This window comes from Ectopseudomonas chengduensis (assembly GCF_900102635.1).
Taxonomy (GTDB): domain Bacteria; phylum Pseudomonadota; class Gammaproteobacteria; order Pseudomonadales; family Pseudomonadaceae; genus Aquipseudomonas; species Aquipseudomonas chengduensis.
On the sequence record NZ_FMZQ01000011.1, the window covers coordinates 146,155 to 162,168 of the forward strand.

Consider the following 16,014-nt stretch of genomic DNA (forward strand, 5'->3'; position numbering starts at 1 on the left):
CGATTTCGGTGAGGCTGCGATTCGCCGCGAGGCGCGGCTCCTACAGTGGGTCGGTGGCTTACAAGGCCAGGCGCATCGACAAATCCACCGCCTTCACATCCTTGGTCAGCGTCCCTAGCGAGATGTAATCCACCCCCGTCTCTGCGATCACGCGCAAGGTGCTGTCATTGATGCCGCCCGAGGCTTCGAGTTTGGCGCGGCCGGCGGTGAGTCTCACGGCTTCGCGCATGTCGTCCAGTGACAGTTCGTCGAGCATGACGATATCGGCTCCCGCTTCCAGCGCTTCGCGCAGTTCTTCCAGGCTTTCCACTTCCACTTCCACCGGTTTGCCCGGGGCGATCTGGTGGGCGGCGCTGATGGCCTGGGCGATGCCGCCGCAGGCAGCGATGTGGTTTTCCTTTATAAGGAAAGCATCGTACAAACCGATGCGGTGGTTGTGGCAGCCGCCGCAGGTCACGGCGTACTTCTGGGCCAGGCGCAGGCCGGGGAGGGTCTTGCGGGTATCCAGCAGCTTTACCTGGGTGCCTTCAACCAGGTCGGCATAGTGGCGGCAGCGGGTGGCGACTGCAGACAGGGTCTGCAGGAAGTTCAGGGCGCTGCGCTCGCCGCTGAGCAGGGCGCGGGCCGGGCCTTCGAGGCGGAACAGGGTCTGGTCGGCGCTTACCTTGTCACCATCCTGCACCTGCCAGTGCACTGCGACGCGCGGGTCGAGCTGACGAAATACCGCATCGACCCAGGCGGTGCCGCAAATCACTGCCTCTTCACGCGTGATCACGCGGGCGCTGGCCAGGCGCTCGGCCGGAATCAGCTGGGCGGTGATGTCGCCGCTGCCAATGTCTTCGGCGAGGGCGCGGCGGACGTTGGCTTCGATTTCGCTGCTGAGGTCGGCGAGGGTCAGGTTGGGCATGATCGGCTCCGGTGTAGACGAGCGGCGATTATAGAGGCAGGCAGGGGCAGGGCAATGGGCTGGAGTGTGCTCGCAGCCATCGAAGGGCAAAGGATTTCGCTGCGGCGTGCAGCGTCAGAAGAGGCTTGTGCGGCCCGACCAGCGGGGCAGCGTCACAGGGCTGTCAGCGTTAGGCTGTAGAGATACGGCTGTCGTGTATTGGCTACCGTCTGGAGGTGGCGTGTAGCTATCTGTGATCTGGGTCATGTCTGTGGGAAAAATTGGCTTGGTATGACGCGCAGCCTCCCTATAATGGCTTTACTTTTTTCATTATTGACGCCAGGCCTTTGACGTTACGGACGACGCTCGGTTGACGCTGTGCAGACCAGGAAGCTCGAGTTCGGGCAGTCTGCGGGAGACTAGAATGAAGACCGACGCGAATGTGGTGCCCCTGACCAAGGCGACCGCAGAGCAATCGCCAACTTCGCCGGTAGGAAGACTGCCCGTGGCGCTGATTCAGGTGCGTGACAAAGCGGCGCAACAGCTCAAGCAGAACCTGCAGAGCCTGTTCGACAATGCTGACGATACCCTCTTCGAGATGGCGGATCGGGCGACCAGCAATACCGAGCAGAATGCTTTCTTCGAAGCCATGCGTGACCTGCGTCTGAAGCGCAAGAATATCGAGCGCGGCTTTCTGCAGAAGGTGTTCGAGTCCTTCGCTAATCTCAATCAGTACGAAATCGGCAAACCACAGCCAGCCTTGGATGCGGTGTCGTTCGACAGCCTGAGCCTGGTGCAGAACGACGAGCTGGAAGAAACCGTGGCGCTGGACGCCATGGTGGCCAAGGTGATGAGCCGAGACGCTGTTGCGTTGGGCCATCTCACCACGCGCCTCAATGCGGTGATCAGCAAGAAGCTGGACGACAAGAGCAATCCGCTCGGCCCCACCCTGCTCAGCGAATACTTCCTCGACGCCTGCAGTAGCCTGGGTGTGGAGATCAAGGTCAAGCTGATCATCCTCAAGCTGTTCGAAAAGTACGTGCTCGGCAGCTGCGACATGCTTTACGCCGAGGCCAATCAGGCGCTGGTCAGTGCGGGCGTGTTGCCTGAACTGAAGTCCGCACCGCCGCGCCGTCAGCAGCGCCCGGCAGCTTCCACTTATGCCCAGTCGTCCGGTGAGGAAGGCATTTCCTTGCTCGAAGGCGCTGATCAGGGCGTGCAGGAAGTCTTCGGCGCACTGCAGGATCTGCTCTCGCAAGTGCGTGGCACATCGATGCCGCGCCGGGCTCAGACAGCCGATGCAATGCCGATCACCAGCAGCGACCTGATGCGCCTGCTATCGCACATACAGCAGCGTGCCCCGGCGCAGGTCACCGTCGAAGATTTCGACCTTCGCGACCAGCTCGAACGATTGCTCGAGCGCGCCAGTGCCAAGAGTGGCAAGGCGCGGGTGGTTGGCGAGGTCGATGAAGATGTGATCAATCTGGTATCGATGCTGTTCGAGTTCATTCTCGATGACCGCACCCTGCCGGATTCGCTCAAGGCACTGATTGGCCGTCTGCAGATCCCGATGCTCAAGGTTGCGGTGCTGGACAAGACCTTCTTCAGCCGTGGCAGCCATCCGGCGCGCCGCTTGCTCAACGAAATCGCCTCAGCCGCGCTGGGTTGGGTCGACCAGGACGATGCGCAGCGTGACAGCCTCTATCAGAAGATCGAACAGGTGGTTCAGCGCCTGCTGAACGATTTCGTCGATGATCCGGCGATCTTCTCCGAGCTGTTGGCCGAATTCATGGCGTTCACTGGCGATGAGCGTCGTCGTAGTGAACTGCTGGAGCAGCGTACCCGTGACGCCGAGGAAGGCAGCGCGAAGGCCGAATTGGCCCGCCGCCAGGTCGAACATGCACTGAACGAGCGGCTGCTGGGCAAGACCCTGCCGGAAGTGGTGGTGCGGCTGCTGCAGGAAGCCTGGAGCAAGGTGCTGATGCTCACTTGCCTCAAGCATGGCGTGGAGTCGGACGAATGGCAGGCTGCGCTGCAGACCATGGATGACCTGGTCTGGAGTGTCGCCCCGCACGAGGATCCCGAGGCGCGTCTGCGTTTGCTGGAGCTGGTGCCTGGTTTGCTCAAGGCGCTGCGTGAAGGCATGGCCAGTGCGGCGTTCGATCCGTTCTCTACCAGCGAATTCTTCAGCCAGTTGGAAGTGCTGCATGTACAGGCTTTCCAGCGCTTCAAGCGCGCGGCCCCGGAAGCCGAGACGGCCGTTGTCGAGGACGCTGCGCACACCGAGCTGAGCGAAGCCGGCATCGAGTTGCCACTGCTGGAACTGCCGGCGGCCGAAGAGGTCGAGGACGCTCCGGCGATGGTCGAGGTGGTCGAAGAGATCATTCTGCTCGCGCCGGGCCAGACCCGTCCGCAGGAGCCGGACGTGGTGCTTCCGGACGACGACGAGGCGCTGCTGCAGGTAGACAGCCTGCGTGTGGGTAGCTGGGTGGAAATCCAGGAAGATGAAGAGCACAAGCTGCGTTGCAAGCTGGCGGCCATCATCAAACCCACTGGCAAGTACGTGTTTGTCAATCGCACCGGCATGAAGGTGTTGGAGAAGACGCGCAACGCTCTGGCGGTGGAGTTCCGCCGCAACGCTGTGCGCCTGCTTGACGATGCGCTGCTGTTCGACCGCGCTCTGGAGTCGGTCATCGGTAACTTACGCAAGCTGAAGCACAGCTGATTGTTGCCAGGAGCGCTTCGCGCCTGGCAACGGCCTGGTCTGTAGGAGCCCCGCCCCGGGGCGAAGCTTTTAAATCCTGCGGCGTGCTCGATATCGATTCGCCGCGAGGCGCGGCTCCTACAGGGCGTGATCCTCGGGATATTCTGAAAAACGTCATTGCTGCGCAGGCGGGACAGCAGCTTTATCGTTGAACAGCGCTTGCGCTGGTCTGAGGGGGGATAATTCAGAACCTGCGGTTTTCCTGGGTTTCCGCCTTCGCGGGCGTGACGATGAATGAGTTTTTCTGAGTTTCCCTCGATTTTCCCCGCCTTTGCACATCCTGTTGCGGCCTCGCGCTTGGCCGCCGTAGCCGCCTGCTCTAGAGTGGTGACACGTTCAGGAGTGTCACATGCAGCTCGACCCTTCCACTGGCTGGTTTCAGGGCATCCCTCACTGCCCATCGCCGAATTTCAACGCTCGCCCCGGTGGCGAGATCTCTCTGCTGGTGATGCACAACATCAGCCTGCCGCCTGGGCAGTTCGGCACCGGCAAGGTGCAGGCGTTCTTTCAGAACCGCTTGCCCGTGCACGAGCATCCTTTCTTCGCCGAGATCGCGTCCCTGCAGGTTTCTGCGCATTTCTTCATCGAGCGTGATGGCGGGCTGACGCAGTTCGTCTCCTGTCTGGATCGTGCCTGGCACGCCGGGGTTTCCTGGTTCGAGGGGCGCGACAACTGCAATGATTTTTCGCTAGGAGTGGAGCTGGAAGGGACGGATGATCTGCCCTACACCGACGCTCAGTACGCCAGGTTGGTCGAGCTGACGCGACAGTTGCTGGACGCCTACCCGGCGCTGTCGACGCAGCGTATCCGTGGCCACAGCGATATCGCGCCTGGGCGCAAGACCGACCCGGGGGCAGCGTTCGACTGGTCGCGTCTGCACGCCGAATTGAAGGAGAGGTAGCAATGAGTTTTCTGGTGATTCTGCTGGTGCTGTGGGTCGAGAAATTTTCTGCCTGGCGTCTGCGCATCCAGCAGGACGGCCCCTGGTTGGCGCAACTGCAGCGCCTGCAACAAGGCGGTTTGCAGCAAGCCCCATGGCTGTGCCTGGCCATTCTGGTGCTGTTGCCGGTGTTGGCGCTGGGTCTGCTGTTGCTGATCCTAAAGCCGCTGGCATATGGCTGGCTGGCATTTCCAGTGCATTTGCTGGTACTGATCTACAGCCTGGGGCGTGGTGATCTGCTTGCGGCGCTAGGGCCGTTTCGCGACGCCTGGCGGCGCGGTGACGGTCAGGCGGCTTACCACGTGGCTGAACGTGATCTTTCGTTGCAGCCGGAGGAGGGCACCGAACTGTTGCAGCAGGTTCAGGGGCATCTGCTGTGGCAGGCCTATCAGAGCTTCTTCGCCGTTATCTTCTGGTATCTGCTGCTCGGCCCCATGGCGGCGCTGGCTTATCGCCTGTTGGCCTTGAGCGCCGAGCATGCACAGCAAGCCGCTCTGCGTGAGCGCGCCGTGCAACTGCGCCACGCCTTCGATTGGCTGCCGGCGCGGGTACTGGCTTCCAGTTTTGCGCTGGTCGGTAATTTCGTCGCCGTCAGCCGCGCTTTGCTGCATGAGTTGCTGAGCTGGGACATTTCTGCCGCGCAACTGGTGATCAAGGCCGGACGTGCGGCCGGTGAGATGCCGCCGCCGGTGATGGGCGAGGAAGGCGTCAATACCCTGGATCAGCTGTGGCAACTGCTGATTCGTGCAGCGGTGGTCTGGTACGCCGGTTACGCGGTCTGGGTGTTGTTCATCTAGAAGTGCCCATCGAGAGCCTGAGCCTCTCTGTTTCGTCGTGCTGGTTTTGTAGGAGCTGCGCCCTGCGGCGAATGGCAAAACAGTATTCGTTCCGAGTCGGGGCTCCTACACGGCCTTAGCTGGATTCGCTGGGCGCGCATTTAACCTTAAGTTACAGAGACGCGTGTCGATAAGGGGTATAAGGAGGCGGTAGCCGACCCTGTTTGGTGATTTTCGTCACTTTATCTGCCTGTATTCGCCGCGTAGATTCACGCGCCACAGGTCGGGCTGCGCAGGACGCCGTTGTCAGCCCGTGAGAGGCTCGGCGGCGATCCAAGCGATACCAATAACAATAATGGCAACTGGAGACGTCTAGTGAAGACCGTGTTGTATCCGGCCATCGCGCTGATGAATCGCCTCAGCTTCGGTATGAAGTTCAGCCTGATCAGCGTTTTATTCTTCCTGCCCATGCTCGTCACCAACTTCTATCTGGTGCGCGACTCCTATCGTCAGTTCGTCGGCACCCAGACTGCCCTGGAAAGCCTCGAGCTACTCGGCAGCAGCCTGCAGCTGCGCCGCGATCTTGAAAGCCTCAACGATCTGGTGCAGATCAACTCGATGATCGGTCAGTCCGGTCAGGCGGGGGATCTGGAAGGGCGTATAGATCAACTGCAGCAGTCGCTCAATGCCGGCCTGCAAGGCCTGCAGCCGGTGACCGGCGATGCCGAGCAGGCAGCGGAGTTCGTCGCCAAGCGCGATGAATTGCTGGCCGAGCTGAAAAGCGCGGAGGCCGAGACCTCGTTGCAGAGCAAGACTGTCATCGTCGAGAAGCTGCTGGGCTCCTCCCAGGTCTTCATCAAGCTGGTGGCCAGCCAGGCGGGGTTGAGCCAGGACCCGCAACGCCAGGTGCGGCAGATTACCGAGCTGATCACCAACGTCACCCCACAGATCACCAATGTGCTCAGCCAAGGCCGTGCCATCGGCGCCTATTCCCTGGGGCAGGGTTTTCTCAATTCGGCGGCCAGTACCAAGTTCGATGATCTGCTGCTGCAGTTGGAGAAGTTGCATGCCGAGTACGGCCTGAATCTGCAGGAGGCACTGGCCGGTAACGTCGCGGCGCAGAATGGGCTGGGCAGCCTGGCCGAAGCCAGTCGCCAGAGTCTTAAGGACAGCGGCGTGCTGTTCGAGGATCAGGTGATCATCGCCGACAGCCTGGATACGCCCTGGGCGCAGTTCTACGATCAGGTCAGCCAGGAAATGGCCAAGACCTACGCCTTCAACGACGGTCTGCTGGCGTTCCTCGATAGCCAGTTGAGTGAGCGGCTGACCGAGAACCGTGCACAGATGGTGTTGCTGGTGGTGGCGTTGGTGGTGGTGTTCCTGTTGATCGTCTACCTCTACAGCGGCTTCTACGTTTCCACCCGCTCTACCCTGAAAAATCTGGGCAAGGTGATGGATAGGGTTGCCGCAGGCGATATGACGGCCAACTTCCAGGCACAGAGCCGAGACGAGCTGGGCGAGCTGGGGCAGGTGTTCAACCAGACCGTGGTGCGTATCCATGACCTGATCGAGCGCGTCGGGCATACGGTGGGCGAGGTCGGTGGCCAGGCGGATCGCGTCGAGCTGGTTTCAGGCGAGAGCAACCAGGCGGTGGCCGGTCAGCGTGCACAGATCGAGCAGGTGGCCACGGCGATGAACCAGATGTCCGCCACTGCCCAGGAGGTGGCGCGTAGCGCTGCCGCAGCGGTAGGCAGTGCGCAGAGCGTGAATCAGGAAACGGTCAGTGGCCGCGCGTTGGTCGAGCAACAGGTTGGTGCGATCCAGCGTCTTGCCGGTGAAATCGACCAGTCGGTGGCGGTGATCAACCAACTGGCCAGCGACAGTGCGGCGATCAGCCAGGTGCTCGATGTGATCAAGGGTATCGCCGAGCAGACCAACCTGCTGGCGCTCAATGCTGCCATCGAGGCGGCGCGGGCTGGTGAACAGGGTCGCGGTTTCGCCGTGGTGGCTGACGAGGTGCGCAATCTGGCCAAGCGCACGCAGCAGTCCACCGAGGAAATCGAGGCGATGATCGCCAAGCTTCAGGGCGGTGTGGGGGCGGCGGTGAAGGCGATGAACGCCAGTCACCAGATGGCGGATGGTACGGTCAGCCAGTCGGCCAAGGTGCAGCAGGCCCTGGAGAACATCCTCGGTGCGGTGGGCATGATCGTCGACCAGAACCAGCAGATCGCCGCGGCGGCCGAGCAGCAGACGGCGGTGGCGCACGATATCGACCAGAATATCGTCGAGATCAACCACGCGGGTGAGCGTACCGCTGCCGGTGCCAGCCAGACCGAGCAGGCCAGCCGCGAGCTGAGCGAGCTGGTTACGCGTCTCAAGCAGTTGATCGGCGCATTCCGGGTCTGATCGCTGCGTGGGAGGCGCTTCAGTGGCGATGCTTTTGTAGTCGTCGCGGCTGAAGCCCCTCCCACAGCATTCCCGCGGCCGTCGCGTTGGCCCTGTAGGAGCGGCGCCCCGCCGCGAATCTGGGCGACACGGTCTGGAAACATGCGCCCCGAGGCGGGGCTCCTACGGACGGTCGTGAAGGGCGATTTGCCTGACCATCTGTGCGGTCTATGCCCAGCCGAACAACTCATCCGCATTACGGCTGCTGGCCGTAGCCAGCTCTTCGGCCGTAACGCCACGCAACGCTGCCAGCTCGGCACAGATGTCAGACAGGTATTCCGGGCTGTTGCGCTGGTTGGGGTGCATGGCCGGGGCCATGTCCGGCGAGTCGGTTTCCAGCATGATGCTCTCCAACGGCAGCTGCGCCACCACCTTGCGCAGGCGATTGGCCTGCGGCCAGGTGGCGGCGCCGCCGAGACCGAGGCGAAAGCCCAGCTTGATGTACTCGCGTGCTTCCTCATGGCTACCGGCGAAGGCGTGGATAATGCCACCGCGTGCCAGGCGAAAACGCTTGAGTGTGGCGATGGTCGCGGCATGGGCACGGCGCACGTGCAGCAGCACCGGTAACTCGAACTCGGCGGCCAGTCGCAGCTGCGCTTCGAACAGCGCTTGCTGGCGCTGCCGATCCAGGTGTTCCAGGTAATAATCCAGGCCGAACTCACCGACGGCGCACAGCTTGCGGTGCCCGGCCAGTTTGCCCAGCCAGTCGCGCAGCTCATCGAGATGCTCTGGGCGGTGATCGTCCAGATAGACCGGATGCAGGCCGAAGGCTGCGTACAGGCCCTCATCCTCTTCGACCAGCTGCCACAACCGCTGCCAGTTGGCCTGGTAGACGCCCAGCACCACCATGCGCTGCACGCCCAGCGCGTGGCTGCGCGCGAGTACTTCGTCGCGATCGGCGTCGAAGTCGGGGAAGTCCAGGTGCGTATGGGTGTCGATCAGGCGCATCGGTCTGCTCACCAGCGGGCGTTCAGAATCGGCTATTTTCCCCTTTCACGCCAGGGCAAGGGAGCGTTGGCGAATCTTTTCAGTCGTATGGACATGGACGAGTTTCACTCGGGCAGTGAAATAAGGAGGTCGCTGGGTGCGCCATTTACGCAAGTTTGTAGGCGCATTGTTCGCCGTTTTCCTGTTGTTGCTGGCGGCGTTGATGCTGTTTCTGGTGCTGTTCGATTGGAATCGGGCGCGGCCGCTGATCAATGAACAGGTTTCTGCGGCCCTGAATCGGCCGTTTGCCATCGAGGGCGATCTGCGCGTGGTCTGGCAGCGTGAAGCCGGTCAGCAGGGTTTGAGCGCCTGGCTACCCTGGCCCCATTTTGCTGCCGAGCAGTTGCGCTTGGGCAATCCGGACTGGGCGCAGGGCGATACCTTCGTCAGTCTCGACAGCGTGCGTTTACGCCTGTCGCCCCTGCCGCTGCTGTGGAAAACGGTGAGCATTCCCAGTATCGAACTCGGCGCGCCGGTCGCCGATCTGCAGCGCCTGGCCGATGGCCGGGCGAACTGGGTGTTCGATCTGGGCAAGGAGGAGGCGGACGACAGCAAGCAGCCCAGTCCCTGGACGCTGGATATTGGCACCATCGGCTTCGACAGGGGGCAGGTGAAGGTCGACGACAAGGTCAGCAATACCCGCCTGGAGGCGATTATCCAGCCGCTGGGCGAGCCGATCCCATTCGCCGATATCGTCGGCAAGAGCGCGGCCGAGCGCCTGACCGAGAGCAATGCCAGCGCCCAGGATTACGCTTTCGCCTGGCAGACCAAGGGCAGCTTCCGTGGCCAGCCGTTGACCGGCAGCGGCAAGGTCGGTGGTCTGCTGGCGCTGCATGACGCGTCGCAGCCGTTCCCGTTGCAGGCCGATCTGCGCATTGGCGCGACCCGTATCGTGCTGGCCGGCAGTCTGACCGATCCGCAGAACCTGGGGGCTCTGGATCTGCGCTTGCGCCTGTCCGGCGCCAGCCTCGGTCATCTGTATCCGCTGACCGGCGTGACCTTGCCGGATACTCCGCCGTACAGCACCGACGGTCGTTTGCAGGCTGACCTGCACGATGCCGATGGGGCGATCTTTCGCTACCTCGGCTTCAACGGCCAGATCGGTGACAGCGATATCCATGGCGACCTGACGTTCGTGGCCCGCGAGCCACGGCCGAAACTGTCGGGGAGGCTGACCTCCAACCAACTGCTGTTCAGTGACCTGGCGCCGCTGATCGGCGCCGACTCCAGCGCGGACAAGCGCGCGCGTGGCGAGCGGGACGTGCAGCCGGCGAACAAGGCGCTACCCGTTTCCGAGTTTCGCACCGACCGCTGGCGCGCGATGGACGCCGATGTGCGTTTCGTCGGCAAGCGCATCGTGCACAGTGAGCAGTTACCGATCACCGATCTCGACACCCATGTGGTGCTCAATGACGGCATGCTGAGTCTGGAGCCACTGCGTTTCGGCATGGCCGGCGGTGTGTTCGACTCGCAGATCCGTCTCAATGGTGCGACCACGCCGTTGCAGGGGCAGATGCGTCTGCGCGCGCGTGACCTCAAGCTCAAGCAGCTGTTTCCCACCTTCGCGCCGATGCAGACCAGCCTCGGTGAGCTCAACGGCGATGCACGCATCAGCGGCCGTGGCAACTCGGTGGCCGCTTTGCTCGGCAGCGCCGATGGCGAGTTGAAGATGCTGATCAACGATGGCGCGGTGAGTCGCGGGCTGATGGAAATCGCCGGGCTGAACGTCGGCAACTACCTGGTCGGCAGGCTGTTCGGCGACGAGGATGTGAAGATCCACTGCGCGGCAGCGGATCTCGGCATCAAGCAGGGGCTGATGAGCACGCGGCTGTTCGTCATCGACACCGACAATGCGGTGATCAAGGTCGACGGCAGTGCCAACTTCGCCAACGAGCGGCTGAACTTCACCATCACGCCCGCGACCAAGGGCTTTCGTATCTTTTCCCTGCGTTCGCCGCTGTATGTGCGCGGCACGTTCAAGGAGCCGTCACCAGGCGTGCAGGCCACGCCGCTGGCGCTGCGTGGTGTTGGGCTGGTAGCGCTGGGCGTTGCGGTGGCGCCGGCGGCCGGCTTGCTGGCGCTGGTGGCCCCCAGCGCTGGCGATGAGCCGAGCCAGTGCGCGCCGCTGCTGCAGAAAATTCAGGGCGGCCAGTAATCCGCTCAGCGCGTAGGGCGGGTGCAACCCGCCTCGCCCTCAAGGGCCAATATTCAGGCTCGGGCCTTGAAGCTGCGGCCGATGGCCTCGATGCCGGGCTGATAGTCGTTGTGTTCCACCGCCCGTAGCGTCCACGCCAGCACGCGCTCAGCGATGCGTTCGTGCTGCTGGCTCATGGCATTGACTCGCAGCGGCAGAAAATCCAGCAACTGGGTATCGCCGAAGGTGGCCAGGCGCACTGAAGGCCATTGTTCGCTGCCCTGTTCGCGTAGCGCATCGAACACTCCTTCGAGCAGCACGTAGGCGGTGGTCAGCAGCGCATCCGGCGAGCCGACTTCCTCCAGCAGTGTTTGCATCTGTCGGTAGCCGCAAGCACGGCTGAACAGCTCACCGTGATAGACGCTGATACGCCCGTCGAAACCTTTCAATGCCGAACGGAAGCCGCGTTCGCGCGCGTGGCTGATGACCAGCTCCGCGCGCGCGCCGAGCAGGGCGATATGCCGGGGTTTGGGCGTCAACAGGCTTTCGGTCAGGGTGCGCCCGGCCTGTTCGTCGTCGCTGACCACCGAGCGGATGTGGATGGGCGACAGCGCGCGGTCCACGGCCACGACCGGCAGGCCGGCGGCGACGATGGCCGGATACAGCGGATCGTCCGCAGGCAGGCAGCTGGCGACGATCAGCGCCTCGCAGCGGCGTGAGCGGAACAGCTCTAGCAACTGCCGCTCGCTGCTCGGGTCATCGTCGGAACTGGCGATCAGCAACTGATAGCCGGCGGCGCGCGCCTTCTGTTCGAGCAGCTTGGCCAGGCGCGCATAGCTGGGGTTTTCCAGATCCGGCAGGATGAAACCCAGGCAGCGGCTTTGCCCGCGGCGCAGGCTGGCGGCCTGCTGGTCCGGGCGATAGCCATGCTCCTCGACCACGGCCAGCACCCTGGCCACGGTCGCAGGGCTGATGCGCCGACGTTCGGCCTGACCGTTGATCACGTAGCTGGCGGTGGTCACCGAGACCTGGGCCAGGCGGGCGATGTCGCTGAGTTTCACGGGCGCAGCACCATGCAGGGAAAGGATTTCGAGCGTGCGAGCGCGGCGAGTCTACACCGACTCGACGACGGCCGGGCTTCAAGGATTACCCATTATCGGATAAGGTGCCAGCGTTTGATGAAACGTTTCAGCGGTGCGATTCATCAGCTAGTCTTGAAGGTGTTTGGGTGGCGTAAGTGAGCGCCGAGTCCGTGAACACCCTTCTCAATCAGAACAAGAATCCAAGCCGGAGACCACCATGCTCGAACTCGATGCCAGCCAAATCCAGATGGGCCGGGCGGCGGCGAACAAGGGCGAAGCCCTGGCCATGCTCGGCGATGCGCTGGCCAGTGCCGGCCTGGCCACTGCGGCTTACCTCGAAGGCCTGCAGGCGCGCGAAGCCCAGGGTTCGACCTTTCTCGGTCAGGGCATCGCCATCCCCCATGGCACGCCGCAGACCCGCGATCAGGTGCTGCGCACCGGCGTCAGCCTGATCCAGTTCCCCGCGGGCGTGGACTGGGGCGACGGCCAGCAGGTGTACCTGGCCATTGCCATTGCCGCCCAATCCGACGAGCACCTGCACCTGCTGCAACTGCTGACCCGTGCCCTCGGCGAGGGGGACCTGAGCCAGGCGCTGCGTGAAGCCCGCGAGCCGGCGCAGATACTCGAACTGCTGCAGGGCGCACCGCAGGCGCTGGCACTGGACGGTCAACTGGTGGCGCTGGCGCAGCCCGCCGAAGACTTCGACGAATTGCTCTGGCAGGGCGCGCGCCTGTTGCGCCAGGCTGGCTGCGCCCGTAGCGGTTTCGCCCTGGGGCTGGCCCGTGGCGAGCCGCTGCCGCTGGGCGATGGCCTGTGGTGGCTGCACAGCGAGGCCAGCGTCGAACGGCCTGGGCTGGCTTTCGTCACCCCGGCGCAGCCGCTGAGTTTTCGCGGTGAGGCGTTGCGCGGTCTGTTCTGCCTGGCCAGCCAGGGCGAGGCGCACCGTCAGGCGCTGGAGCGTTTGTGCGATGTGCTGATCGGTGGTCGGGCGGCGGCGTTCAGTGAAGCCAGCGACAGCCGCCAGGTGATCGAGGCGTTGGGCGGTGAAGTGCCGCCGGACTGGCCCAGCCTCAGCGTGCCGCTGCTCAATGCCCATGGTCTGCACGCACGTCCGGCCAAGGCGCTGAGCGAACTGGCGCAGGACTTCGCCGGTGAGATCCGTGTGCGCTTGCTCGGCGATACGGGCGCCGGGGTCTCGGCCAAGAGCCTCAGCCGCCTGCTGGCACTGGGCGCGCGCCGCGGGCAGATGCTCGAATTCAGCGCCGAACCGGCGATTGCCGACAGCGCGCTGCCGGCCATTCGCGCCGCGCTGGAAAGTGGCCTGGGCGAAACGGTCGAGCCGCTGAATGAAGCGCTGCCCGAGGTCGCGACGCAGCTGGAACCGGTCGAAGCGGTCGCCCCTGTTGCCGGTAGCCGTCTGCAGGCGGTCGGTGCCTCGCCCGGTATCGCCATCGGCCCGGCGCTGGTGCGTACGCCGCCGGCGTTTCATTTCGCCGAGCAAGGTCAGGGAGTCGAGCAGGAGCGTGCGCGATTGGATGCAGCCCTGGCGGCTGTCGCGGCGCAGATTCAGCGTCTGGTCGATGGCGCCGGTGTGGCGAGCATTCGGGAAATCTTCAGTGCCCACCTGGCCATGCTCGCCGATCCAGCGCTGCGTGAAGACGTTGACGCCCGCCTGGCCAAGGGCGCGAGCGCCGAAGCGGCCTGGCAGCTCGAGGTCGAGGCCGCGGCCAAGCGTCAGGAGGCGCTGCATGACCCGCTGCTGGCCGAACGGGCGGCTGACCTGCGTGATATCGGCAACCGTGTGCTGGCGCATCTGTGTGGCGTAGAGCTGCCCAGCGAGCCGAACGAGCCGTACATCCTGGTGATGGCTGAAGTGGTGCCGTCGGACGTCGCTGGCCTCGACCGGCAGCGCGTGGCCGGCATCCTGACCGCGCAGGGGGGCGCCACCGCGCACAGCGCGATCATCGCCCGGGCCCTGGGGATTCCCGCCGTGGTCGGTGCTGGCGATGGCGTGCTGGCGTTGGCGCAAGGCACGCCGCTGCTGCTCGATGGCGACAGCGGCCTGCTGCGCATCGCCCCGGATACAGCTGAGCGCGACCAGGCGTTGCATGAACGTGAGACGGCGCAGCAGCGGCGCGAGCAGGCGCATGCCGCGCGCTTCAACGATGCGCAGACGCGCGATGGCGTGCGTGTGGAAGTGGCGGCCAATATCGGTGCCAGCGGCGAAACCGCCGACGCGGTGGAGCTGGGCGCGGAAGCGGTGGGCCTGCTGCGCACCGAACTGGTATTCATGGAGCATGCCCAGGCCCCGGATCACGCCGCGCAGGAGCGCGAGTACCGGCGCGTGCTTGATGCCCTCGCCGGGCGCCCGCTGGTGGTGCGTACGCTGGATGTCGGCGGCGACAAACCCCTGCCGTACTGGCCGATGCCGGCTGAGGAGAACCCTTTCCTTGGCGTGCGTGGCATTCGCCTGAGCCTGCAGCGTCCGGAGATTCTGGAAACCCAGCTGCGCGCCTTGCTCGCCTCGGCCGATGGTCGCCCGCTGCGGATCATGTTCCCCATGGTCGGTTCGGTGGAGGAGTGGCGCGCGGCGCGTGACATGGTGCAGCGCCTGCGCGAAGAGATCGAAGTACGCGACCTGCAGATCGGCATCATGATCGAAGTGCCCTCGGCAGCGTTGTTGGCGCCGGTGCTGGCGCGTGAGGTGGACTTCTTCAGTATCGGTACCAATGACCTGACCCAGTACTGCCTGGCCATCGACCGCGGCCATCCGCAGTTGTCGGCACAGGCCGATGGCCTGCATCCCGCCGTGCTGCGTTTGATCGAGATGACCGTGACCGCTGCCCATGCCCAGGGCAAGTGGGTCGGCATCTGCGGCGAGCTGGCCAGCGACCGGCTTGCCGTGCCGCTGTTGGTCGGCCTGGGCGTCGACGAGTTGAGCGTGACGCCGCGCTCGATTGCCCTGGTCAAGGCGCGCGTACGTGAGCTGGACAGCCGCCAGGCGCGAACCCTGGCTGACCGCGCCCTGACCCTGGACAGTGCCAGCGCCGTGCGCGCGCTGGTGGCGGAGATGCACTGATGGCCCGAATCCTGACCCTGACCCTGAACCCGGCGCTGGACCTGACCCTGCGTCTCGACCGCCTGCAGCCCGGCGCGATCAACCGCTGCCATGAGCTGCGCAGCCACGCCGCCGGCAAGGGCCTGAACGTCGCCCAGGTGCTGGCCGACCTTGGCCACAGCCTGAGCGTCGGCGGCTTTCTCGGCCGCGCCAATGCCGCACCGTTCGAGAGTCTGCTGCACAAGCGCGGTTTTCACGACCTGTTCGTCCGCGTGCCGGGCGAGACGCGCAGCAATATCAAGCTGGCCGAGGCCGATGGTTGCATCACCGACCTCAACGGCCCCGGCCCGCAGGTCGAGGCTGAGCACCTGGAGCGCCTGGAGGCTGAGCTGGAGCCGCTGCTCGCCGGGCATGACGCCGTGGTGGTGGCCGGCAGCCTGCCGCGTGGCGTCACCCCGCAATGGTTCGCCGGCTTGCTGCGGCGGATCAAGGCCAGCGGCGTGCCGCTGGCGGTCGATAGCAGTGGTGCTGCCCTGCAGGCGGCCCTGGGCGTCGCCCCCTGGCTGATCAAACCCAACGAAGAAGAGCTGGCCGAGGTATGCGGCAGCGACCTGTCTGCCGCCGTGCAGATGCTGCGTGCGCAGGGTATCGAGCACGTGCTGCTGTCGCGTGGTGCCGACGGTGTCGACTGGCATGGCCCGGACATCGCCCTGCGTGCCACGCCGCCGCGTGTCGAGGTCGCCAGCACGGTCGGTGCCGGCGATTCGCTGCTGGCGGCCAGCCTGCACGGCCTGCTCGAGGGCTGGCCGGCCGAGCGTACGTTGCGCCTGGCCACCGCGGTGGCAGCGCAGGCAGTCACCCAGATCGGCTTCGGCATCCATGATCGCGAGCAACTGGCCCGCTTCGAAGCGGCCGTGCAATTGCACCCTTTAGAAAAATAAG

At 64.3% G+C, this 16,014-nt stretch carries 10 protein-coding genes; 7 read left to right on the forward strand and 3 right to left on the reverse strand.

Annotation, left to right across the window (positions count from 1 at the left end; all coding sequences use genetic code 11):
• Positions 1 to 58: 58 nt before the first annotated feature.
• Positions 59 to 907 carry a carboxylating nicotinate-nucleotide diphosphorylase gene (nadC, locus tag BLS08_RS17605; RefSeq protein WP_055984061.1) on the reverse strand — a complete coding sequence of 283 codons (849 nt, stop codon included), beginning with the start codon at positions 905 to 907 and terminating at the stop codon, positions 59 to 61.
• 403 nt (positions 908 to 1,310) lie between these two features.
• Between nadC and BLS08_RS17610 the strand changes: the two genes are divergently transcribed.
• The 4 genes from BLS08_RS17610 to BLS08_RS17625 all read left to right on the forward strand — a co-directional run bounded on the left by BLS08_RS17610 (position 1,311) and on the right by BLS08_RS17625 (position 7,772).
• Positions 1,311 to 3,611 carry a DUF1631 domain-containing protein gene (locus BLS08_RS17610; protein ID WP_090337051.1) on the forward strand — a complete coding sequence of 767 codons (2,301 nt, stop codon included), beginning with the start codon at positions 1,311 to 1,313 and terminating at the stop codon, positions 3,609 to 3,611.
• Between the two features lie 388 nt (positions 3,612 to 3,999).
• Positions 4,000 to 4,551: a 1,6-anhydro-N-acetylmuramyl-L-alanine amidase AmpD gene (gene ampD / locus BLS08_RS17615; protein WP_090337052.1), complete on the forward strand. Its 552-nt coding sequence runs from the start codon at positions 4,000 to 4,002 to the stop codon at positions 4,549 to 4,551.
• A 2-nt stretch (positions 4,552 to 4,553) separates the two neighbouring features.
• On the forward strand, positions 4,554 to 5,387 hold the full coding sequence (gene ampE / locus BLS08_RS17620; RefSeq protein WP_090337054.1) for a regulatory signaling modulator protein AmpE: 834 nt from the start codon (positions 4,554 to 4,556) through the stop codon (positions 5,385 to 5,387).
• Positions 5,388 to 5,741: 354 nt separating this feature from the next.
• A complete protein-coding gene (locus BLS08_RS17625) occupies positions 5,742 to 7,772 on the forward strand; it encodes a methyl-accepting chemotaxis protein (RefSeq protein ID WP_090337057.1) in 2,031 nt (676 codons plus the stop codon).
• A 207-nt stretch (positions 7,773 to 7,979) separates the two neighbouring features.
• Here BLS08_RS17625 and BLS08_RS17630 read toward each other — a convergent pair whose 3' ends face one another.
• Positions 7,980 to 8,759: a TatD family hydrolase gene (locus BLS08_RS17630; RefSeq protein WP_090337059.1), complete on the reverse strand. Its 780-nt coding sequence runs from the start codon at positions 8,757 to 8,759 to the stop codon at positions 7,980 to 7,982.
• A gap of 136 nt (positions 8,760 to 8,895) precedes the next feature.
• Here BLS08_RS17630 and BLS08_RS17635 point away from each other — a divergent pair, with 136 nt between their 5' ends.
• On the forward strand, positions 8,896 to 10,953 hold the full coding sequence (locus BLS08_RS17635) for an AsmA family protein (protein WP_090337061.1): 2,058 nt from the start codon (positions 8,896 to 8,898) through the stop codon (positions 10,951 to 10,953).
• 53 nt (positions 10,954 to 11,006) lie between these two features.
• On the opposite strand, the gene cra is transcribed toward BLS08_RS17635, so the two are convergent.
• Positions 11,007 to 11,993 (reverse strand): catabolite repressor/activator, encoded by a 987-nt coding sequence (gene cra / locus BLS08_RS17640; protein WP_090337063.1) that lies wholly within the window; start codon positions 11,991 to 11,993, stop codon positions 11,007 to 11,009.
• Between the two features lie 238 nt (positions 11,994 to 12,231).
• Between cra and ptsP the strand changes: the two genes are divergently transcribed.
• A complete protein-coding gene (gene ptsP, locus BLS08_RS17645; RefSeq protein ID WP_090337066.1) occupies positions 12,232 to 15,093 on the forward strand; it encodes a phosphoenolpyruvate--protein phosphotransferase in 2,862 nt (953 codons plus the stop codon).
• Positions 15,093 to 16,013, forward strand: a complete 921-nt coding sequence (gene pfkB, locus BLS08_RS17650; protein ID WP_090337068.1) for a 1-phosphofructokinase — start codon at positions 15,093 to 15,095, stop codon at positions 16,011 to 16,013. Before ptsP ends, pfkB begins: the two co-directional genes overlap by 1 nt.
• Position 16,014 lies beyond the last annotated feature (1 nt).

Bases quoted from the DNA above. Each gene is read 5' to 3' on its own strand.
- nadC (WP_055984061.1), bottom strand. From the start codon at position 907: ATGCCCAACCTGACCCTCGCCGACCTCAGCAGCGAAATCGAAGCCAAC.
- BLS08_RS17610 (WP_090337051.1), top strand. From the start codon at position 1,311: ATGAAGACCGACGCGAATGTGGTGCCCCTGACCAAGGCGACCGCAGAG.
- ampD (WP_090337052.1), top strand. From the start codon at position 4,000: ATGCAGCTCGACCCTTCCACTGGCTGGTTTCAGGGCATCCCTCACTGC.
- ampE (WP_090337054.1), top strand. From the start codon at position 4,554: ATGAGTTTTCTGGTGATTCTGCTGGTGCTGTGGGTCGAGAAATTTTCT.
- BLS08_RS17630 (WP_090337059.1), bottom strand. From the start codon at position 8,759: ATGCGCCTGATCGACACCCATACGCACCTGGACTTCCCCGACTTCGAC.
- ptsP (WP_090337066.1), top strand. From the start codon at position 12,232: ATGCTCGAACTCGATGCCAGCCAAATCCAGATGGGCCGGGCGGCGGCG.
- pfkB (WP_090337068.1), top strand. From the start codon at position 15,093: ATGGCCCGAATCCTGACCCTGACCCTGAACCCGGCGCTGGACCTGACC.